This is a genomic window from Streptomyces sp. NPDC028298 (assembly GCF_055565895.1).
Genome location: NZ_JBVHTL010000002.1, coordinates 1484370 through 1503437, shown reverse-complemented (window position 1 = coordinate 1503437; position 19068 = coordinate 1484370). Strand labels below are relative to the sequence as shown.

Here is a 19068-nt window from a genome sequence, read left to right as displayed (position 1 = left end):
CGCACTCACTACGATTAATAGGATGAATGAGGATCAGCCTCGCGCGTCCGCCGAGCGCCGCACGTCCGCCGAGCACCGCGCGTCCACCGGGTCCGCGCCCAGGAGACCTGCCGTCTCCGTGGTCGTCATCGTCTACAACGACGCCGCCCGGCTGCCCACGGCCGTGCGTTCCGTCCTGGACCAGACGCTGCGCGACGTCGAGGTGATCGTCGTCGACGACCGGAGCACCGACGGCTCGTACGAGGTGGCGCGCGGGCTGGCCGCGGCGCACCCCGACCGGGTCCGCGCCTGCCGGCTGCCTGAGAACAGCGGCGGCTGCGGCGCCCCCCGCAACCGCGGCATCACCGAGGCCCGCGGCACCTACGTCGTCTTCCTCGACAGCGACGACGTCCTGGAACGCAACGCCTGCCGCAACATGCTGGAGGCCGCGGAGTCCACCGGCGCCGACCTGGTCTCCGGCCTGTGCGTACGCGTGCACGTCGACGCGCGCACGCGCAAGGAGGTCAAGTGGTACCCCTGGCTGTACCAGCGCACCCGCACCCTGGAGTCGATCTCCGAACTGCCCGACCTGCTGGTCTTCGACACCCTGTCGACCAACAAGTGCTACCGCAGACGGTTCCTGCTCGACGAGGGCCTGCGCTTCCCGGTCGGCATCCACTACGAGGACCTGCTGTTCTCCGCCCAGGCCTACGCCACCGCCCGCCGCATCACCCTCATCCCCAACCGGGTCTACGACTGGAGGGTCGCGGACAAGGCGGCCGCGAAGTCCATCAGCAACCGGCGTGACGAGATCGCCAACTTCACGCACCGCATGGAGATCCACCGCAGGGTCGACCAACTCCTCGCGGAAAAGGGCCTCCTGGAGCTGAAGTTCGCCAAGGACGTCAAGTTCCTCAAGCACGACCTCGTCCTGCACCTGCGGGAACTGCCCTTCCGCGACGCGGCCTTCCGCGAGGAGTTCGCGGCGATCGCCCGGCGGTACCTGGAGTCGATCGACCGCGCCGCCTTCGACGAGACCGAACCCATCCAGGCCATCTGCGCCTATCTCCTCCAGGTGAGCGACTGGGACAACCTGCTGCCCGCCGTGGACACGCTCACCAACCGCGACAAGATCTCCTCGCCGCTCGTCGAGCGCGACGGCCGCGTGTACTGGTGCGCCGAGCACCTCGACGACCCCTTCGGCCGGCATGTCCTGGACGTCACCGACCTCGGCCACCACATCAAGCCGGTCGACCGGATGTTCCTGCGCAACACGCTGACCTCGTACGAGAGCACCGGCGGCACGGTCCGGCTCGCCGGGCGCGTCACCAACCCGCTCGGGGTGATCCCGCCCGGCGCCCGGCTCACCAGCGAGCTGGAGTTCTACGCCCGGCGCCGCGGAGTGCGCTTCCAGACCTTCCGCTTCCCGGTGGCCCACGTGTGGCACGCGGGTGAGACCGTCGCCTGGGAGGGGGCGGCGAACCTCCTGGCCGTACGGCCGCTGGGCATCGTGGACGCCGTGTGGGACGTACGGCTCCACCTCGACGTCGACGGTGTGCGCACCACCACACGGCTCACCGCGGCCGAACCCGGCCTGGCCGCCGGGCGGTTGCCCGTCCGACCGCGGCTCACCCGGCTGGTCGCGGACCGCATGGAGCCGGTCGTGTCCTCACGCGGACACCTGTCCTTCCGGCTGGTCCCCGACAAGAAGGCGAACCTCGTCGTGCAGCGCGGCGTGCACGGCCGGGCCGTCACCCTCGCCAAGAGCGGCTACCGCAAGGCCCGTTCCCTGCGCAAGGACCTCACCTCCGGCGAGACCAAGATCCGTATCTACCACGAGGTGTTCAGCCGGCTGCCCGTCCGTAAGGGGCTCGTCGTCTTCGAGAGCCATCTGGGCCGGCAGTACAGCGACAGCCCCCGGGCGATCTACGAGGAGATGCGCCGCCAGGGGCTGGAGTTCGAGCCCGTCTGGTCGTACACCGACAGCCCGGCCGGATTCCCGGACGACGCCACCCTCGTACGCCGCTGGTCGCTGCCCTACCTCCGGGCGCTCGCGCAGGCCGAGTTCTGGGTCGACAACCAGAGCTACCCGCTGAAACTGACCAAACGGCCCGGCACGACGTACCTCCAGACGTGGCACGGCTCCGCGCTCAAGCGGATGGGCTTCGACGAGGCCGAATGGAAACTGAAGTCCCGTGAGGCGCAGGCCGAACAGCAGAAGGTGCTGGACCGCTTCGACCGCTTCCTCATCCGCTCCGAGCACGACGTGCGCACCCTCGCGCGGGCGTTCCGGCTGAAGGAGCGGACCCTGCTGCGGGTCGGATACCCGCGCAACGACGCGCTCGTGCGGGCCAGGCAGCGGGAGGCGGCCGGCGCCGGGCGCGAGCGCGGCCCGCTGGCGGCGGAGCTGGGCATCCCCGACGACCGGCAGATCCTCCTGTACGCGCCCACGTTCCGCAGCCGCGGCAACGGGAAGAAGCGGTTCGAGCTGCCCTTCGACGTCGAGCGCTTCGCCGACACTTTCGGCGACCGCTACGTCCTGCTGATCCGCTCCCACTACCTGAACCACGTCGTGCTCCCGCCGTCCGTGCGCGGCCGGGTCGTCGACGTCACGGCCCACCACGACATGACCCCGCTGCTCGCCCTCGCCGACGGGCTGATCACCGACTACTCGTCGGTGATGTTCGACTACGCGCTCCTCGACCGTCCGATGTTCTTCTTCGCCTACGACTACGACGCGTACGTGCACGAGGACCGCGGAACCTACTTCGACCTGCTGGAGCGGGCGCCGGGGCCGGTGGTGCGGACCGAGGACGAACTGCACGCCGTCCTCGGTTCGCTGGAGGAACAGCGCGTCAAGTACGCGCCGCGGCGCGAGCAGTTCCTCGCCGACTTCGGCGAGTACGACAAGGGGACGGCGGCCCGCAGCGTCGTCGACCAGTTCTTCACGCACTGGAGGCACGGATGACCGACCCGCGGCGGGACATCTTCTTCGTCTCCAACAGCGTCGACGAACTGGGCGGGGTGACGAGCTGGTCGCACCAGATGGCCCGGCTCTTCACCGAACGCGGTCACCGCGTGCACGTCGTGGGCGTCACCGAGCCCGCCGTCCCGCAGGAGCTGGGCGAACTCCCGTACCCCACCACGACGTTGTACGACGTCCACCCGCCCCGGATCGGACCGGCGCGCGGCCTGAGGGGGCGGCTCGACCTCGCGGAGCGGAGGCTGCGCGCCGAGCGGGCGGCGGGTATGCGCGAGAAGGCCGCCGAGCTGACCGCGCTGTTCCGGGCCGCGCGCCCGGGTGCCGTCGTGATCGTCACCCAGGTGTGGGCCATGGAATGGGTGGAGCTCGCCGACACCGGCGGCATGACCGTCATCGGGATGAGCCACGAGTCGTACGAGTACTCGCGGACGACCTCGCGGTTCCGCCGGGTCCTCAAGCACTACAAGGACGTGGACCGGATGCTCGCGCTCACCCGTGAGGACGCCGACCTGTGGATCGGGCAGGGTATGAACAACGCGTCCTTCATGCCGAACCCCCTTCCGTTCATGCCCGAGGTGCCCTCGCCGCGCACCGGGAACGCCGTCGTCAGCGTGGGGCGGCTGACCGACCAGAAGGGCATCGACATGCTCCTCGACGCCTGGGCCGAGACGGCCCCGCTCCACCCCGACTGGCGGCTGCGGATCTACGGTTCGGGCGAGGACGAGGAGATCCTGAGGAAGCAGTGCACCGCGCTCGGGCTCGACGAGTCGGTCGACTGGATGGGCCGGACGAGTGACGTGCCGGGCGCGCTGCGCGGCGGCTCGGTCTTCGTGCTCTCCTCGCGCGGCGAGGGCTTCCCGCTCGCCCTCATGGAGGCGATGGCCGCCGGGCTGCCGTGCGCCGCCTTCGACTGCGCGCCCGGCGTCCACGAGATCGTCCGGGACGGCGAGGACGGACTGCTGGCCACCCTCGGCAACACCGGTGAGCTGGCCCGCCGGCTGGACACGCTGATGTCCGACAAGGCGCTGCGGGACTCCATGGGCGACGCGGCGCGCGCGAACGTGCAGCGCTTCACGACGCAGGAGGTCGTCCGCCGCTGGGAGGAGCTGTTCACGTTCCTGGAGCGCTGAACGGACGGGCACGGGCCGGAGCGAGCCGCGACGAGCGGGAACGAGCCGCGACCAGCCGCGGCGAGCGGGAACGAGCCGGGACGAGCCCGGGGCGGAGCCGTCGACGGCCCCGCCCCGGTGTACCGCACGTGCCTACTTGCCCGTGAACTTCTCGTACTCCTTGAGGACGTCCGCGGTCGGTCCGTCCATGCGCAGCTCGCCGCGCTCCAGCCACAGCACGCGGTCGCAGGTGTCGCGGATGGACTTGTTGTTGTGGCTGACCAGGAACACCGTGCCCGCGGTCTTGCGCAGCTCGCGGATACGGGCCTCGGAGCGCTTCTGGAAGGAGCGGTCGCCGGTCGCGAGGGCCTCGTCGATCATCAGGACGTCGTGGTCCTTGGCCGCCGCGATGGAGAAGCGCAGCCGGGCCGACATGCCGGAGGAGTACGTCCGCATCGGCAGGGTGATGAAGTCGCCCTTCTCGTTGATGCCGGAGAAGTCGACGATCTCCTGGTAGCGCTCCTTGACCTGCTCGCGGGACATGCCCATGGCGAGGCCGCCGAGGTAGACGTTCCGCTCGCCGGTGAGGTCGTTCATGAGGGCCGCGTTCACACCGAGCAGCGAGGGCTGGCCGTCGGTGTAGATCCTGCCGTTCTCCACCGGGAGCAGGCCCGCGACCGCCTTGAGCAGCGTGGACTTGCCGGAGCCGTTGGTGCCGATCAGGCCGATGGCCTCGCCGCGGTAGGCGGTGAAGGACACGCACTTGACCGCGTGGACCTTGCGGACGCCCGACGCCTTCTCGGACTGCTTGCGGCGCAGGATGCGGTTGAGCGCGGCGGTGGCGCTGCCCCGTCCGGCACCGGTGCCGTTGACGCGGTACACGATGTCGACGCGGTCGGCGATGACGGTCGGGATGCGCTCCGCGTCGGCCGCGGGGGCGGCCGCCGCCGTGCTCACGGCGTCCTGCGGCTCGGTGTCCTGCGTGATGATGTCAGCCACGGCCGTACGTCTCCTCAGCCTTCCAGAAGTAGATGAAGCCGCCGACGCCCGCCACCAGTGCCCAGCCCACCGCCAGTGCCCAGACGTGGTGCGGGAGCTGGTGCGCGTGGAAGCTGTCGATCAGCGAGAAGCGCATCAGGTCGATGTAGACGGCCGCCGGGTTGCTCTCCAGCGCGACCGTCGCCCAGTGGGGGAGGCTGTTGTGGCTGAGCACCTTGTCGATGCTCCACATGACGCCCGAGACGTACATCCAGGTGCGCAGGACGAACGGCATGAGCTGCGCGATGTCGGGGGTCTTGGCGCCCATCCGGGCCATGATCATCGCGACGCCCGCGTTGAACGTGAACTGGAGCACCAGCACGGGGACCGCCAGCAGCCACGAGGCCGAGACCGGAACGCCGAAGCAGAGCAGGATGACGACCAGCGCGGCCATCGAGAACAGGAGCTGCTGGAGCTGCTGGATCGCGTACGACACCGGGAGCGCGGCACGCGGGAAGTGCAGGGCGCGGACCAGGCCGAGGCTGCCGGAGATCGCCCGGGTGCCCGCCATGATCGAGCTCTGCGTGAAGGTCCAGATGAAGACGCCGGTGACCAGGAACGGGATGTAGTCCGGCACACCGTGCTTGGTGCCGAGCAGCACGCCGAAGATGAAGTAGTAGACCGCCGCGTTCAGCAGCGGGGTCATCACCTGCCACACCTGGCCCAGCTTGGCCTGGCTGTACTGCGAGGTGAGCTTGGCGGTGGCGAACGCGGTGATGAAGTGGCGTCGCGCCCAGAGCTGGCGGACGTACGCGGGCAGGCTCGGGCGCGCGCCGCTGACGGTGAGGCCGTACCGGGCGGCGATGGCCGCGGCGTCGTCGGTGGGGGAGACCGGTGACGCTGTCGGGGGCGGTGTGTTGAGGACCTGGCTCACATCCGTTGCTTTCGCTCGGGGGGTGGGGGCGCGCGGTCGGTCCCGGATGTTTCCGACGGTGTTTCTTGCCGTTTTCTTGCGTCGGGACGGGACCGTATCGTCGTAACGCGAGAGTAGGCCCAGTCGACGTCGGAACGCAACCGTTTCGTCGTAACGCCCTATGCTGGTCCGTATGACGACGAACGCCGACACAGCCGCGAGTGCCGCCACGCCCGCGCCTGCCGACGGAAAGCCCAGGCGCCGCCGGGCTCCCGCCGGTGCGGCCGTCCTCCGCGAGGACGTGACCGAGGCGATCCGCGCCGCCGTCTTCGAGGAGCTCGCCTCCGTCGGCTACGCCCGGATGTCCATCGAGGGCATCGCCCGCCGCGCGGGCGTGGGCAAGACCGCGGTGTACCGGCGCTGGCGCTCCAAGCTCCATCTCGTGCTCGACCTGGTCTCGGCGATCGCGGTCCAGGGACTGCCCGCGCCGGACACCGGCTCCCTGGAGGGAGACCTGCGGCTGCTGTACGAGGTCACCTCGCGCGCCCTGCGGCACCCGGTGGCCGGCCAGATCATCCCCGACCTCCAGGCCGAGGCGGCCCGCAACCCCGAGATCGCGGACGCGATGCAGGCGGCGCTGCGGGAGGGCCAGCAGTCGGTGGCGAGCGGGATCGTCGCGTCGGCCGTCGAGCGGGGCGAGATCCGCGGGGGCGTCGACGTCGAACTCGCCCTGGACCTGATGTCGGGCCCGCTGTACTGGCGCGCGGTCGTCGTCCGCGGCCCGAAGGTCCCGAAGGGCTACCTGGCCAGCCTGGCCCGAGCGACAGCGGCAGCCCTGAAGGCGCTCTGAGAAAGGCCGCCCTCGAGAGGGCGGCCGGGGAACTCGGTGCGGAGCGCGGGCGGGGTCAGATCCGGCTCGCGTTCGGGTGGTGGTGGAGCCAGCCTGTCCAGGCTGAGGTGATCATGTCGTCGACGTCGTGGCGGGCCTTCCAGCCCAGTTCGTCGGCGGCGCGGTCGGCGGAGGCGACGACGCGGGCCGGGTCGCCGGGGCGGCGCGGGGTGGTGACCGGGGGGCGGTCGTAGCCGGTGAGCGCGTTGATGCGGTCGATCATCTCGCGCACCGAAACCCCCTCGCCGCGGCCGATGTTGAGGGTCAGGGAGGTCCCGGGGGAGGCCGTCAGGGCGCGGGCCGCGGCCACGTGCGCCTCGGCCAGGTCGACCACGTGGATGTAGTCGCGCACGCAGGTGCCGTCCGGGGTCGGGTAGTCGTCGCCGAAGACGCGCGGCGCCGCGTCGTCCGTCAGCTTCTCGAAGACCATGGGGACGAGGTTGAAGACGCCCACGTCGGCCAGCTCCGGAGCCGCCGAGCCCGCCACGTTGAAGTAGCGCAGACAGGCCGTCGACAGACCCGTCGCGCGGCCGGTGGCGCGCACCAGCCACTCGCCCGCCAGCTTCGTCTCACCGTAGGGGCTCATCGGCGCGCAGGGTGTCTCCTCCGTCACCAGGTCCACGTCCGGCATGCCGTACACCGCGGCCGAGGACGAGAAGACGAACGCCGTCACGGAGGCCGCGGTCACGGCCTCCAGCAGGACGCGCAGGCCCTCGACGTTCTCCCGGTAGTAGTGCAGGGGCAGGTCCACCGACTCGCCGACCTGCTTCTTCGCCGCCAGGTGGACGACACCGGTGACCGAGTGCTCCGTGAGCGTCCGGGCCAGCAGGTCGCCGTCCAGGGTCGAGCCGACCACCAGCGGAACGTCCGACGGCACCCGCTCCGCGATCCCCGTGGACAGGTCGTCGTAGACCACGGCCTGTTCGCCCGCCTCGCGCAGCGCGCGGACGACGTGCGCTCCGATGTAGCCGGCGCCGCCGGTGATCAGCCAGGTCATGTGCGGCCGTTCCCCTCGTGAGTGAGTCCGTGGTGCCGGACCGTGCGTCTGCGGCCGGGGAGGGGCGGGCGCGCGGGACGGTGTCCGCGTCCGCGCCTCGCGTCTCCGCGTCCGCGTATCAGTGAAGCAGGCGGCGGAGCCTGCGGGACACCACCGCGGTCACGCCCCGCACGCCGGACGCCGTCCGCAGCCCCAGCGCCCCCGCGTGCGTCCGGTAGGGCTGTACGAGGAGAACACCGTGGTGGGGGTCGGCGACCGCGCGGCGGCGCAGCAGCCCCGGGCCGCCGAGCGCGTGCGCGGACACCTCCCGGCTCGTACCGTCGTGAAAGCGCACGACCAGGCGCAGATCCCACACGCCCGCGCCCAGGGCGGACAGCTTCACCGGCGTCTCCGCGCACCAGGAGTCTCCGTACCGGTCGGCCACCAGGTGCGCCCTGCCGCTCAGGCCCACCCGCCCCTCCTCCCGGTGGACGAACGCGAGTTCCACCGAGGCGGGACCGGCCGCGGCCATCCGCCCGTACATCTCGTGCAGGCGCAGCCGCAGCCGGGTGCCCCGAGCACGGGGGCGCAGTTCCGCGTCGACGGCGGCGGGCAGCAGATGGGCGGGCCGGTCCAGGAAGTGCTCCAGGGTCACCTCGGGGAGATCCGCGGACCATACGGGGACGCCGTCGCTGCCGCGGGGGTAGGGCGGGAGCAGCCGGGCCGGACGGGCGGCGAGTTCCCTCAGGCGGGGCAGGTCGCGCGGGGCGGGGCAGGCGAGGATCACACGGGCGACGAGACGGCCGGGGGCCGAGGGATTGACGCCGAGGTCGGCCGCGTCGAACGTCGCCAGATAGGCCCGGGTGTGGTCCCACCAGGCGCCGCGGTAGCCGGGGGAGCGCTGTTCCAGTTCGCGCGTGTACATGCGCAGTTCGTGGTCGAGGAACTTGGCCCGCACGGCCCGCGCGAGCCCTTTCTCCCCGGCGCCCAGGAGGATCTCGTACGCGGCCCGGTTCGCCTCGGTGCGGGCCCGCCAGTTGTCGATGCCGGAGCGGTCGAGCGAGATGGACAGGCGCTCCGCGGTGCGCCGTACGTGCCAGACGTAGACCGTGTCGGGGATCAGCGCGATGCGCGGCGCGGCGGCCAGCACTCGCGCGGTGAACACGAAGTCCTCGTAGGGGTAGTGGCCTTCGGGGAAGCGGATGCCGTGCTCGCGCAGGAAGCCGGTGCGGTACAGCTTGTTGACGCAGAGGGTGTCGTGGGCGAGGCGGAGGCGGCGCGCGGGTCGGGATATCAGGGCGGGCCGCGCGTAGAGGGCTCGTTCCCAGGGGACCTCGCGGCCCGAGGGCAGTTCCCGGCGTACGCAGAGCCCGGCGGCGACCTCGACGTCGTGTTCCTCGGCGGCGCCGAGCAGCGCGTCCACCGCGCCGGCCGGCAGGACGTCGTCGCTGTCCAGGAACATCACGTACGGGGCGGCGGCCGCGTCGATGCCGTCGTTGCGCGGACTGCCGCAGCCGCCGCTGTTGACCGGCCGGTGGATCACCCTCAGGCGCGGCTCCCCCGCGGCGAGGTCGTCGAGGAGGGCGGCGCTGCCGTCCGTCGAGCGGTCGTCCACGGCGATCACCTCGGCCACGGCGGGACCCTGCGCGAGCGCCGAGCGCACCGCGTCCGCCACATGGGCGGCGTCGTCGTACCCGATGACGACGACGCTGACCTTCGCCTGATGAGGGTTCATGTGATCCACGGGCCGGAATCGTAGGGATTGCGGGTAATTCTCCGTCAAGAGGCGGTCAGTGTCGCGTTCGGAGCCCGGTGGGAACCCGGTGAGGACCGCGCTCCCGCCCCGCCGGCACACGGCGGCGCGGGGCGGCCGGGGGAAGCCCCGACCGCCACAGCCGTACGAAGGACACTCCCGCCGCGGCCGCCAGCAGGCCGTTGCGTACGAGCATCAGCAGACAGCCCGTCCACGTGCTGCGCACCACCTCGCCGTACAGCCCCGGATAGGCCACCGAACTGACCGCCGTCGCCACCAGGACCAGCACGGCGACCGGGCGCTGCGTGGTGTGCCGCGAGGTCAGGCACACGGCGCAGAGGCCCAGCAGCCACACCATGTACTGGGGGCTGATCACCCGGCTGGTCACGGTGAACAGCAGGACGGCCGTGAGCGCCGCGTCGTACGGGGTGGCCTCCGTCCAGCGCCGTGCGCGGACGCGCCACAGCAGCACGAGCCCGAACGCGGCGACGGTCAGGGCGAGCGAGCAGGCCGCGACCGCGCCGGTGTAGGGACCGACGAACTCCATCGCGCCGTACTGGTAGCGGGCGGTGCCCGGCCAGCCGGCGTGGCGCGCGAGGCCCAGGACCGTGCCGCCGAGGGACTCGATCTGCACACCCCGGCCGCTCTGCTGGCGCAGGAAGTCGAACGGGCCGCTGAAGAGGGCCGCGAGAACGGCGAGCAGCGCGGCCGCGGTGATCACCGCCGAGGTCCACACCTCGCGCGTGCTGCGGCCCCGTGGGGTCCCGATCAGCGCCAGCGCGGGCCAGACCTTCACCAGGGCGCCCATCGCGGCGAACGCGCCGCACACGCGCGGGCCGCGGGAGAGCGCCAGCAGCGAGACGACGGCGAAGGCGGTGACCTGCACGTCGTACCGGGCCAGCGGGATGTGCAGCAGCAGGGGCAGGCCCAGCACCCACAGCCAGGCGCCGCGCGGACTGCGTCCGGGCCGCAGCCCGGCGCGGGTGAGGGCGGCGGCGATCACCGCGTCGGCGGCGAGCGTGCAGGCCACGAACGCGGTGAAGTACGTCAGTCCCGGCAGCAGCCCCGGTGCGAGCAGCACCGGGCCGGCCCCCGGCGGGTACTGCCACAGCCGGTCGCCGACCGGGAACGCGCCCTGGGACAGCACGCCGTACCAATGGAAGTAGAGATGGCCCACCTCGCGCGACACCCCGCCCCGGCCCAGCGGGGCGAGCCGGTCGTGGGCGAGGAGCCACAGCATCAGGGCGCGGGTGGCGAGCCAGGCGGCGGCGAGGGCGAGCGTGCGGTGCTTTCGGGAGGGGCTCATCAAGTCGGGATCGTAAGCCGCATGGATGGGTCGTATCGTGCGATACGCCGTCAATACCGGCTAAACGTTGTTTAATAGCAAAAAATCGCCCTCATGGTGTATGCGTGGATGAGGCCGCCGACGGCGAGGCGTCCGGCGGCCCGGCCCCCGGCCCTTCGGCCTCCGGCCGCCCGGGGTGGCGCGTCGTCCCGTGGCCGGGACCGGTGCCGCCCGTCCCGGCGCCGGCACAGGGCGGCCGTCGTCCTGGCCGTCCTCGCGCCCGTCCTGGCCATGCTCGCGATCGGCCTGTGGGGGCTCGACCGCGGCGGCATGTGGCGCGACGAGGCCGTCACGTTCCAGGTCGCCCAGCGCTCGGTGCCCCAGATCTGGCACCTGCTGCACTCCGTGGACGCCGTGCACGGCCTGTACTACCTCCTCATGCACCCCGTCCTCGCCCCGCACCCCGGCGAGGTCGCCCTGCGCCTGCCCTCCGTCTGCGGCGCCGCCGCGACCGCCGGACTCGTGGCCGCGCTCGGCGTCCGGCTGGGCCGCCCGCGCGTCGGTCTGTGGGCGGGCCTGCTGTACGCCGTCACACCCATGACCGGCCACTTCGCCCAGGAGGGCCGCTCCTACGCACTCGTCGCGGCCGGGGCGGCCGGAGCGACCCTGCTGCTGGTCGGGGCCGCCCGCTCCACCCGGCCCGGCCCCTGGATCGCCTACGGAGCGACGGCCGCCGTCACCTGCCTGCTGCACGAGATGGCCCTGCTCCTGCTCCTCGCCCACGCCACGACACTGGCGCTCGCCCGGGTGCCGGCGCGGGTGTGGCGGGGCTGGGCCCTCGCCGCCGCGGCCACGGCCCTGGTGCTCGCGCCCCTCCTCCTGGTCTCCCACGGCCAGTCCGCGCAGGTCGCCTGGCTGCCGCGCACCGGACTCGCCAGCGCGAGACGGCTGCTCGGGCTGTTCACCGGCCCGGCCCGGCTCGTCATCGTGCCCTACCTCGTCCTCGCCGCCCTCGCGTTCCGGCCCGAGCGGACCCCGCGCGGCACCCTCTCGCTCACGGCCGTCGCCCTGCCCCTGGCGGCCGTGCCCCCGGCCGTGCTGCTGACCGTGTCCCACTGGCGGCCGCTCTACGACGAGCGCTACGTCCTGTACGCCCTGGCCGGAGCCCCGCTGCTCGCGGCCGCCGGAGCCGACCACCTCGCCACGAGACTCCCGCGGCTGCTGCCCCACGCCGTCCCCACCGGCGTCCTCGCGGTGGCCCTCGTCCTCGCCGTCCAGCTCCCGCTGCTGCGCGCGGACCGCGTCCCCGACCGCCGCCCCGACGACCTGGCCGCCGTCGCCGCCGTCGCCCACCGCGAACTGCGCCCCGGCGACCCGGTGCTGTTCCTGCCGTCCCTCGCGCGGCGAGCGGCCCTGGCCTACCCCAGGGGCTTCCGAGGGATCCGCGACATCGCGCTGAGCGTCCCCGCGCCCGCGTCCGGAACCCTGTACGGCCGTGAGGCGGACCCCGCCGAACTGCGCCGCAGGCTGGACCGGCTCGACCGGGTGTGGGTCTTTGCCGCGCCCTTCGCGACGCGCCGGGCCTGGTCCCCGGCGGAGGCGACCGAGCGCCTCAAGCTCGCCGTGGTCGGGGAGCAGTTCGAGTCCGTGGAGCGGATCGCGAGCCGGGGCGTGACGCTGCGCCTCTACGTGCGCCAGCCTACGTGCATCCCGGAGCCTCGGACAGGGCCGCCTCGTCCAGCGCCGCGGTCAGCCGGTCCAGCCGGGCCCGGAGCTCTCGGATCTCCTCCAGGTCCGCCCCGGTGGCGGCCGCGATGCGGCGCGGCACGTCCAGCGCCCGCTCCCGCAGCGCCGCCCCCTCTTCGGTGAGTCCCACCTGCACGGACCGCTCGTCGCGCGCGCTGCGCTCCCGCCGTACGAGGCCCGCCGCCTCCAGCCGCTTCAGCAGCGGCGACAGGGTCCCCGAGTCGAGCCGCAGATGCTCGCCGACCCTCTTCACGGGCAGTTCGCCGTGCTCCCACAGCACCAGCATGACCAGGTACTGCGGGTAGGTGAGCCCGAGGTCCTTCAGCAGGACCCGGTAGACACCGCCGAAGGCGCGCGAGGCGGCGTTCAGCGAGAAGCAGATCTGCTCGTCGAGGCGGAGGAAGTCCCCCGCGACGGGGGCCCCGGCGCTCGGGGCGGGTGTTGCGGTCATGTCCTCAGGATAGCTCTAGCGAGCAATTAAGTTGTGCACAACTGAATTGCGTGCTCTAATTCTGGTCGTGGGGTCGCCGGACCGGCAGCCCCCGCCACGATTCCGACCTGAGAGGGATGGTCCGCATGGACGCGCTCTACACCGCCGTCGCCACCGCCACCCACGGCCGCGAGGGCCGTGCCGTCAGCTCCGACGGCACGCTCGACCTCGAGCTCGGCATTCCGGTGGAGATGGGCGGCAGCGGCAAGGGGACCAACCCCGAGCAGCTCTTCGCCGCCGGGTACGCGGCCTGCTTCGCGAGCGCCCTCGGCCTGGTCGGCCGCGCCGCGAAGGTCGACGTCACGCAGGCCGCCGTGACCGGCGAGGTGGGCATCGGCAAGCAGGGCGAGGGCTTCGGCCTGGCCGTCACGCTCCGCGTCGAGCTGCCCGACACCGTGGACGAGGAGACCGGCCGCAAGCTGGTCGAGCAGGCCCACCAGGTCTGCCCCTACTCCAACGCCACCCGCGGCAACATCCCGGTCGAGCTCGTCATCGAGTAGCCGGCACCGAGCGGGCCGGTGCCGGAGGGTCCGTCATCGAGCGGCACGGAACCGCCGCACCGGCCTCGGGTCGTGTCCGTGGAAGCGCGCCTGACGCGCCGTCACGGACGCGACCCGGCACCCGCAGCGCCCTTGGCGCCGGCACCCGTGCCGGCCGCCGCGCCGGTGCGGGAACCGGCTCCCGGCCCGATCCGGGCCAGCACCTCCCCGGTCTCCCGGCTCCACGCCACCACCGTCGCCTCCTCGGGCACCGGCCGCCAGCGCGTCAGCAGCAGCCAGCGGGCGTGGTACCGGCTCGCGATCGCCACGCGTTCGGCCCGGGTCGACGTCGGGGCGAGATAGGCGCGCACCGCCGTGAGCCGGCGCAGCCGCTCGCTCTCGGCGAGAGCGGGGTCGGGCCAGGCGGGCGCCGCGAGATCCGGGCCGTAGCCCGCGAGCAGATGGACCGAGTAGTACCCGTCCGCGATCACCGCCTCGCCGGGCCGGATGTACCGGGCCGCCCAGTCGTACGTCGGCCAGCGCGGCGGCTGGGCGAAGCCGACCGGGTCGAGCGAGCGCGGCACCACCGCCCCCGCCTGCACGGTCAGGAACCCGGTCAGCGCGCCCGCGGCCGCGACTCCGCCCAGCAGCCGCCGCCACGGCCCCCACGGCCGCGGCTCGGCCAGCTCCACCCCGAGCGCGAACTGCAGCGGCACCAGCGTGAGCCCGAGGATCCTGCCGTACGTGTAGTGCCCGCTCACCCAGCCGTACGCCACCACCGCGCACTCCAGCGCGAACATCAGCACCAGCGGATCGCGCCACCCGTGCCCCTCGCCCCGCCGGGCGCGCAGGCCCCGCAGCCACAGCGCGGGCAACCCGGTCAGCGCCAGCCAGAAGTGTCCGGGCATCCGGTCGTACAACTGCTCGTGCATGGCGTCGACGCTGCGGTCCCCGGTCAGCGCGAACACGTCGAAGTACGGCCACGCGTACGCGACGAGGAGCGCCACCGCGCCCGCGAGCAGCCACCGGCACACCACCGCAGGACGCCGGCCGCGCTGCCGGGCCGCCACGAACGCCACCCCGCCCAGCACCGCCGCGATCGACGTGATCGGATGCACGAGCAGGATCAGTCCGTACAGGACGCCGAGCCCCGCGTACCCCCACCAGCTCCCCAGGCCGCCCGGGCCGACGAACCGGACGAGGCCCCCCGTGCCCGCCGCGCGCCGGGCGGTGAGCGCCCAGGCCCAGAAGGCCAGCCCGATCGCGAACGTCGAGGGGTAGCCCAGGTTGCCGGTCATCGACATCAGCCCGAGGTAGCCGCTCCACCAGGCCCGCTCCGTGCCCCACAGCAGCACCATCGCGAACAGGCACAGGACCGGCGCCGCGCGACGGGGTGTCAGCACCCGGGTGAAGCGGCCGATGCCGGTCAGCAGCACCAGCAGGTTGACGGGCCCGGCGAGCCGCACCACCACCCAGCCGCCGAGTCCGGTCAGCCGGGCGAAGGCGCCCTCGGCCACCGCGTACGGCGAGTAGTACGGGCTGCCCGCGCCCGGCAGGTCCGCCATCGGATGGCGCGGGTGCAGCAGGTCCGCCCGCAGCCGTTCGACGACCGCCGCGTGCTGGCCCGCGTCGCAGCACAACGGGATCCGCCAGTACACGAGCGTCATCACCAGCCAGAACAGGCCGCCCCAGACCTGATACGGAGTCGCGCGCGGGCGGCCCCGCTTGCGCAGCGCGGTCGCGCCGCGGACGGCCTCCCGCCGGGTGACGACGTCGGCGCTCATCGGGCGGCGGGGGAACGGGGAACGGCGGTTTCCGGCATCTGCCCTATATGCCCGCCGCGATCGGCGGCCTAGCCCTTGATCACCTCATCGGGCGACCTCGGACTCCCTCCTCTGGGGCCCCGGGACCAGACCGCCGGACAGCCGCGTGCCGGGGCGGGCGACCGTGTCCAGCAGCAGGGGCAGGCCCACCGCCGGCAGCAGCCACAGCAGCACGATCAGCCGGTCGCCCCAGACGTTGATGTCGGGATGCGCGGCCTGGTTGAGCACCCCGGTGCCAGCCGCCGCCAGCAGGAACACGGCGAAGGCCCGATGCCTGCGCAGCGCCCCCCACCCGGCCGCCACCACGGCCGCCAGGAACAGCGGCTCCCACAACTGGCGGCGCGTCCACTCGATCCAGAAGGCCGCCTCCAGATGGAGGAACTCCGGCCACGGATGGACGCGGTCGGGACGCGCGTAATGCCCCGTGAGCAGATCCTGCACGCTCTCCGACTGCGACGGATAGTGCAGGACCTTCGCGAGCAGCACGGTGGCCAGCACACCGCAGCCCGCCACCACACCCAGCGTCCGCAGCGGCCCGCCCCACCGCCGTCGCCGCGCCATCAGCACCGCGCAGGCGGCGCCCAGGCACAGCCCGAGGAACAGCGCCTGCGAATGCTTCACCGTGAACAGGACCGCCAGACAGCCGCCGACCAGCCCGATCCCGGCCCGCGCGCGGTGGCCCTCCAGGACCAGCGCGCAGCCCCACAGGGCCGCGAGGGTCAGGGCCATCATCAGGCCCTCGGTCATGGGGCGCATCGCCGTCGTGCCGCACGGCAGGACGTAGTAGAGGGCCTGCCCGGTCAGGGCCGCGCCGGTGGAGGTGCGCAGGGTGCGCAGCAGGAGGAAGACGAGGACGCCCCCGGCCACCGTCACGGCCACGGCCGAGGCCCACAGGCCCCAGGTCACTCCGAGCACCGTCACGAACGGCACCAGCAGCACCGGATATCCTGGCCGTGCCTCGAAGATCCGCATGAAGCGGGGCGGCATGAACGGCACGGTGTGCCCCGTCGTCGGCCCGGCCGCCAGCCGCGCGGACACCCCCCGCCACTGCTCGCGCCGGCACTCGGCGACGACCCGCCGGGTCGGACTCGGGCGGTGGAAGCGCACCACGTCGACGGCCTGGTTGCGCCGGGCCACGGACGCCTTGCCCGCGCACACGTAGTCGATGGTCAGCGCGGCGGCCTCCTGCTTGCTGTAGCCGCTCAGGTCCAGCGCGTACGTCAGATAGTTCTTGGTGTCCGGGGTGTCCCGGTTGGTGACGTTGGCGAGCTGGAGGACCGCGAAGACGACGGCGATCAGGATCACCCGGCCACGGGCCGAACGCGGGACCCGCGCCCGGAGCCGGCGGGACCGCGCCGACCCGGGCGCACCGCCGCAGCCGTCCGGGACGCCGGAGGCCGCACCGGCCGCCGTGCCGTTCGCGGGGCCGGCGGCGGGGCGGTTCGAGGCGGCGCTCATGACGACGCGAGGACGTCGTGGCCCGCCTGGGCGGGCAGGGCGGCGGTCACCGGCGGCGGTACCGGCGGCTCGCCGAGCATCAGGGTGCGCACCACCCGCTCGGCGGCCCGGCCGTCGTCGAACTCGCAGAACCGTGAACGGAATCCGGCCCGCAGCCGCTCCGACTCCCCGTCCCGCCAGGCCCCCGTGGCGAACAGCTCCGCCAACTCCCTTTGCGTACGGGCGACATGGCCCGGCGCATCGGCCGTGATGTCGAAGTAGGCGCCCCGGCTCGCCGCGTACGCGCCCCAGTCGTCGGCGAGGAGCACGATCGGCCGGTCGAGGTTGGCGTAGTCGAACATGAGGGCCGAGTAGTCGGTCACCAGGGCGTCCGCGGCCAGCATCACGTCCTCGACCCGCGGTTCGTCCGTGGCGTCGACCACGACCCCGCGCCGGTGCAGCTCGGCCAGCCCCATCCCGCGCGCCGGACCGTCCGCGAGCGAGGGATGCAGCCGTACGACCAGGGTGTGGTCCGCGCCGAGGCCGTCCGCGAACGCGGCCAGGTCGAGCCGCTCGGCATGCCCGCCGCGGACGTACTCGCGGCGCGTCGGCGCGTACAGCAGCACCCGGTTCCCGGCCGGGATCCCCAGGCGCGCCCGGGCCGCCCGCCCGTCCTCGGGCCGGGCCCGCACCAGGACGTCGTTGCGGGGGCTGCCGCTGCGCAGCGAGGTGAAGTGGCAGGGGTAGGCGCGGCCCCAGACCAGCTCCGAGTGCCGGTTGGCGACCAGACTGAAGTCCCAGCGGTCGGCGCGGCGCAGCATCTGCGGCACGTCGACGCCGTGCCGTGCCCCCGGCTTGTGCAGCAGGTCCGCGGCCATGTACTTCAGCGGGGTGCCCTGATGGGTGTGGACGTGAACGCTGCCGGGGCGCTTGACCAGCGAGCCGGGCCAGTTGACGTTGTTCACGAAGTACGTGGCCCGCGCGGTGATACGGCGGTAGGCCAGGGAGTCGAGCAGGACGTGCTCGGTGTCCGGCGGCAGCAGCGCCGCCTGCTCCTCGTCGCGCACCACCCACACCCCCCTCACGTGCGGGGCGAGTTCACGCGCCGCGGCGTACACCGCCGCCGGATCGCCGAGCACGCCCCGGTGGGAGAACGCCGAGTACACCGCCAGATGCGGGTCCAGCGGCCGGTGTCCGTGCGCCGCGGACCAGCCGTGCTTGACCCGCGCGGCGACGGCCCGGCGGACCTGCTGTCCGCGCCGGCCCAGTTCCCGGCCCGCGCGGTCCGCCTGCCGCCGTACCCGGTAGCGGGTGAAACCGCCCTCCAGGAACCGCAGTTCGGGCGGCACGGGACCGCTCCGGTGCTTGCGGAACAGCGCCGCCGTCAGCCGGAAGAACTCCGCCTTGTCCTCCTCGGGCAGCCGGTCCTCCTTGGAGAGGATGTCGAGGCAGTGCTCACCCATCTTGTGGTGCAGATACGGGCGCCAGTGCGCGAGCTCCGGCCGGGAGGCGACGAACGCGAAGACCCGCTCGTACTGGTCGTGGATGTCGAAGTGCTTGCGGCTGGTGGTGGACAGGATGTTGCCCTGCCTGCGCTGGCGGTAGGCCAGACAGATCCGGTCCAGGGCCGCGATCCGCTCCGCGCTGAGCATCACCGGGAAGGTCCAGGGCGTGTCCTCGTAGTACCCCGGCGGGAAGGCGAAGCCCTCCCGCTCCACGAACGCCCGGCGGTAGACCTTGTTCCACACCACCATCAGCAGATCCAGGATCTCCGGGTGTTCGGCCGCGGAGAAGGTGCCGGGGCCGGCCTCCGCGAGGACCCGCGCCAGCACGTTCCTGCGGGTGCCGCCCCACCAATAGGTGCGCGCGTAGTCGAAGACCAGCACATCCGGATCGGCGGTCTCGTCCAGGCGGTCGGCGACGGCACCCAGCGCGCCCGGTGTCAGGGTGTCGTCGCTGTCGAGGAACAAGAGGTAGTCGCCGCCGGCGAGCGGCATCCCGGCGTTGCGGGCACGGCCGAGCCCCACGTTCTCCGGCAGGTGCAGCACCCGTACCCGGGGATCGCGGGCCGCGTACTCGTCGAGGATCGCGCCGCAGCCGTCCGGGGAACAGTCGTCGACGGCGATGACCTCGATGTCCGTGTACGACTGCTCCAGGACCGAGTCGAGACACTCGCGCAGGAAGCCCTGCACCTTGAAGACGGGGACGATGATGCTGAAGCGGGGCAC

At 72.8% G+C, this 19068-nt stretch carries 13 protein-coding genes; 4 read left to right on the top strand and 9 right to left on the bottom strand.

What is annotated here, in order from left to right; translation table 11 throughout:
* Positions 1-22 precede the first annotated feature (22 nt).
* Positions 23-2947 carry a bifunctional glycosyltransferase/CDP-glycerol:glycerophosphate glycerophosphotransferase gene (locus tag ACZ4TO_RS15040; protein ID WP_468024340.1) on the top strand — a complete coding sequence of 975 codons (2925 nt, stop codon included), beginning with the start codon at positions 23-25 and terminating at the stop codon, positions 2945-2947.
* Positions 2944-4092 carry a glycosyltransferase gene (locus ACZ4TO_RS15035; RefSeq protein ID WP_468024339.1) on the top strand — a complete coding sequence of 383 codons (1149 nt, stop codon included), beginning with the start codon at positions 2944-2946 and terminating at the stop codon, positions 4090-4092. The genes ACZ4TO_RS15040 and ACZ4TO_RS15035 overlap by 4 nt, the downstream gene beginning before the upstream one ends.
* Before the next feature lie 132 nt (positions 4093-4224).
* Here the strand turns inward: ACZ4TO_RS15035 and ACZ4TO_RS15030 are convergent, their stop codons facing one another.
* Complete coding sequence (locus ACZ4TO_RS15030) at positions 4225-5028, bottom strand: ABC transporter ATP-binding protein (protein WP_468024380.1); 804 nt, start codon at positions 5026-5028, stop codon at positions 4225-4227.
* A gap of 34 nt (positions 5029-5062) precedes the next feature.
* The gene (locus tag ACZ4TO_RS15025; protein ID WP_382790370.1) at positions 5063-5983 is read right to left on the bottom strand and encodes an ABC transporter permease; all 921 of its coding nucleotides are present in this window, start codon (positions 5981-5983) and stop codon (positions 5063-5065) included.
* 172 nt (positions 5984-6155) lie between these two features.
* Between ACZ4TO_RS15025 and ACZ4TO_RS15020 the strand changes: the two genes are divergently transcribed.
* Positions 6156-6812, top strand: coding sequence for a TetR/AcrR family transcriptional regulator (locus ACZ4TO_RS15020; RefSeq protein ID WP_382790367.1), 657 nt, complete (start codon positions 6156-6158; stop codon positions 6810-6812).
* A gap of 55 nt (positions 6813-6867) precedes the next feature.
* Here the strand turns inward: ACZ4TO_RS15020 and galE are convergent, their stop codons facing one another.
* The 4 genes from galE to ACZ4TO_RS15000 all read right to left on the bottom strand — a co-directional run bounded on the left by galE (position 6868) and on the right by ACZ4TO_RS15000 (position 13062).
* Entirely contained in the window at positions 6868-7848 is a 981-nt protein-coding gene (galE, locus tag ACZ4TO_RS15015) for a UDP-glucose 4-epimerase GalE (protein ID WP_468024338.1), read from the bottom strand.
* A 118-nt stretch (positions 7849-7966) separates the two neighbouring features.
* Positions 7967-9562, bottom strand: a complete 1596-nt coding sequence (locus ACZ4TO_RS15010; RefSeq protein ID WP_468024337.1) for a glycosyltransferase — start codon at positions 9560-9562, stop codon at positions 7967-7969.
* Between the two features lie 55 nt (positions 9563-9617).
* Positions 9618-10886: a glycosyltransferase 87 family protein gene (locus tag ACZ4TO_RS15005; protein WP_468024336.1), complete on the bottom strand. Its 1269-nt coding sequence runs from the start codon at positions 10884-10886 to the stop codon at positions 9618-9620.
* 1678 nt (positions 10887-12564) lie between these two features.
* On the bottom strand, positions 12565-13062 hold the full coding sequence (locus tag ACZ4TO_RS15000; RefSeq protein WP_382790354.1) for a MarR family winged helix-turn-helix transcriptional regulator: 498 nt from the start codon (positions 13060-13062) through the stop codon (positions 12565-12567).
* A 125-nt stretch (positions 13063-13187) separates the two neighbouring features.
* On the opposite strand from ACZ4TO_RS15000, the gene ACZ4TO_RS14995 reads away from it, so the two are divergent.
* Positions 13188-13601, top strand: a complete 414-nt coding sequence (locus tag ACZ4TO_RS14995; protein WP_361681287.1) for an organic hydroperoxide resistance protein — start codon at positions 13188-13190, stop codon at positions 13599-13601.
* A gap of 101 nt (positions 13602-13702) precedes the next feature.
* Here ACZ4TO_RS14995 and ACZ4TO_RS14990 read toward each other — a convergent pair whose 3' ends face one another.
* The 3 genes from ACZ4TO_RS14990 to ACZ4TO_RS14980 form a co-directional block, all read right to left on the bottom strand.
* The gene (locus ACZ4TO_RS14990; RefSeq protein ID WP_468024335.1) at positions 13703-15364 is read right to left on the bottom strand and encodes a hypothetical protein; all 1662 of its coding nucleotides are present in this window, start codon (positions 15362-15364) and stop codon (positions 13703-13705) included.
* Positions 15365-15448: 84 nt separating this feature from the next.
* A complete protein-coding gene (locus tag ACZ4TO_RS14985) occupies positions 15449-16708 on the bottom strand; it encodes a hypothetical protein (RefSeq protein ID WP_468024379.1) in 1260 nt (419 codons plus the stop codon).
* Positions 16709-16857: 149 nt separating this feature from the next.
* Complete coding sequence (locus ACZ4TO_RS14980) at positions 16858-19068, bottom strand: bifunctional glycosyltransferase/CDP-glycerol:glycerophosphate glycerophosphotransferase (RefSeq protein WP_468024334.1); 2211 nt, start codon at positions 19066-19068, stop codon at positions 16858-16860.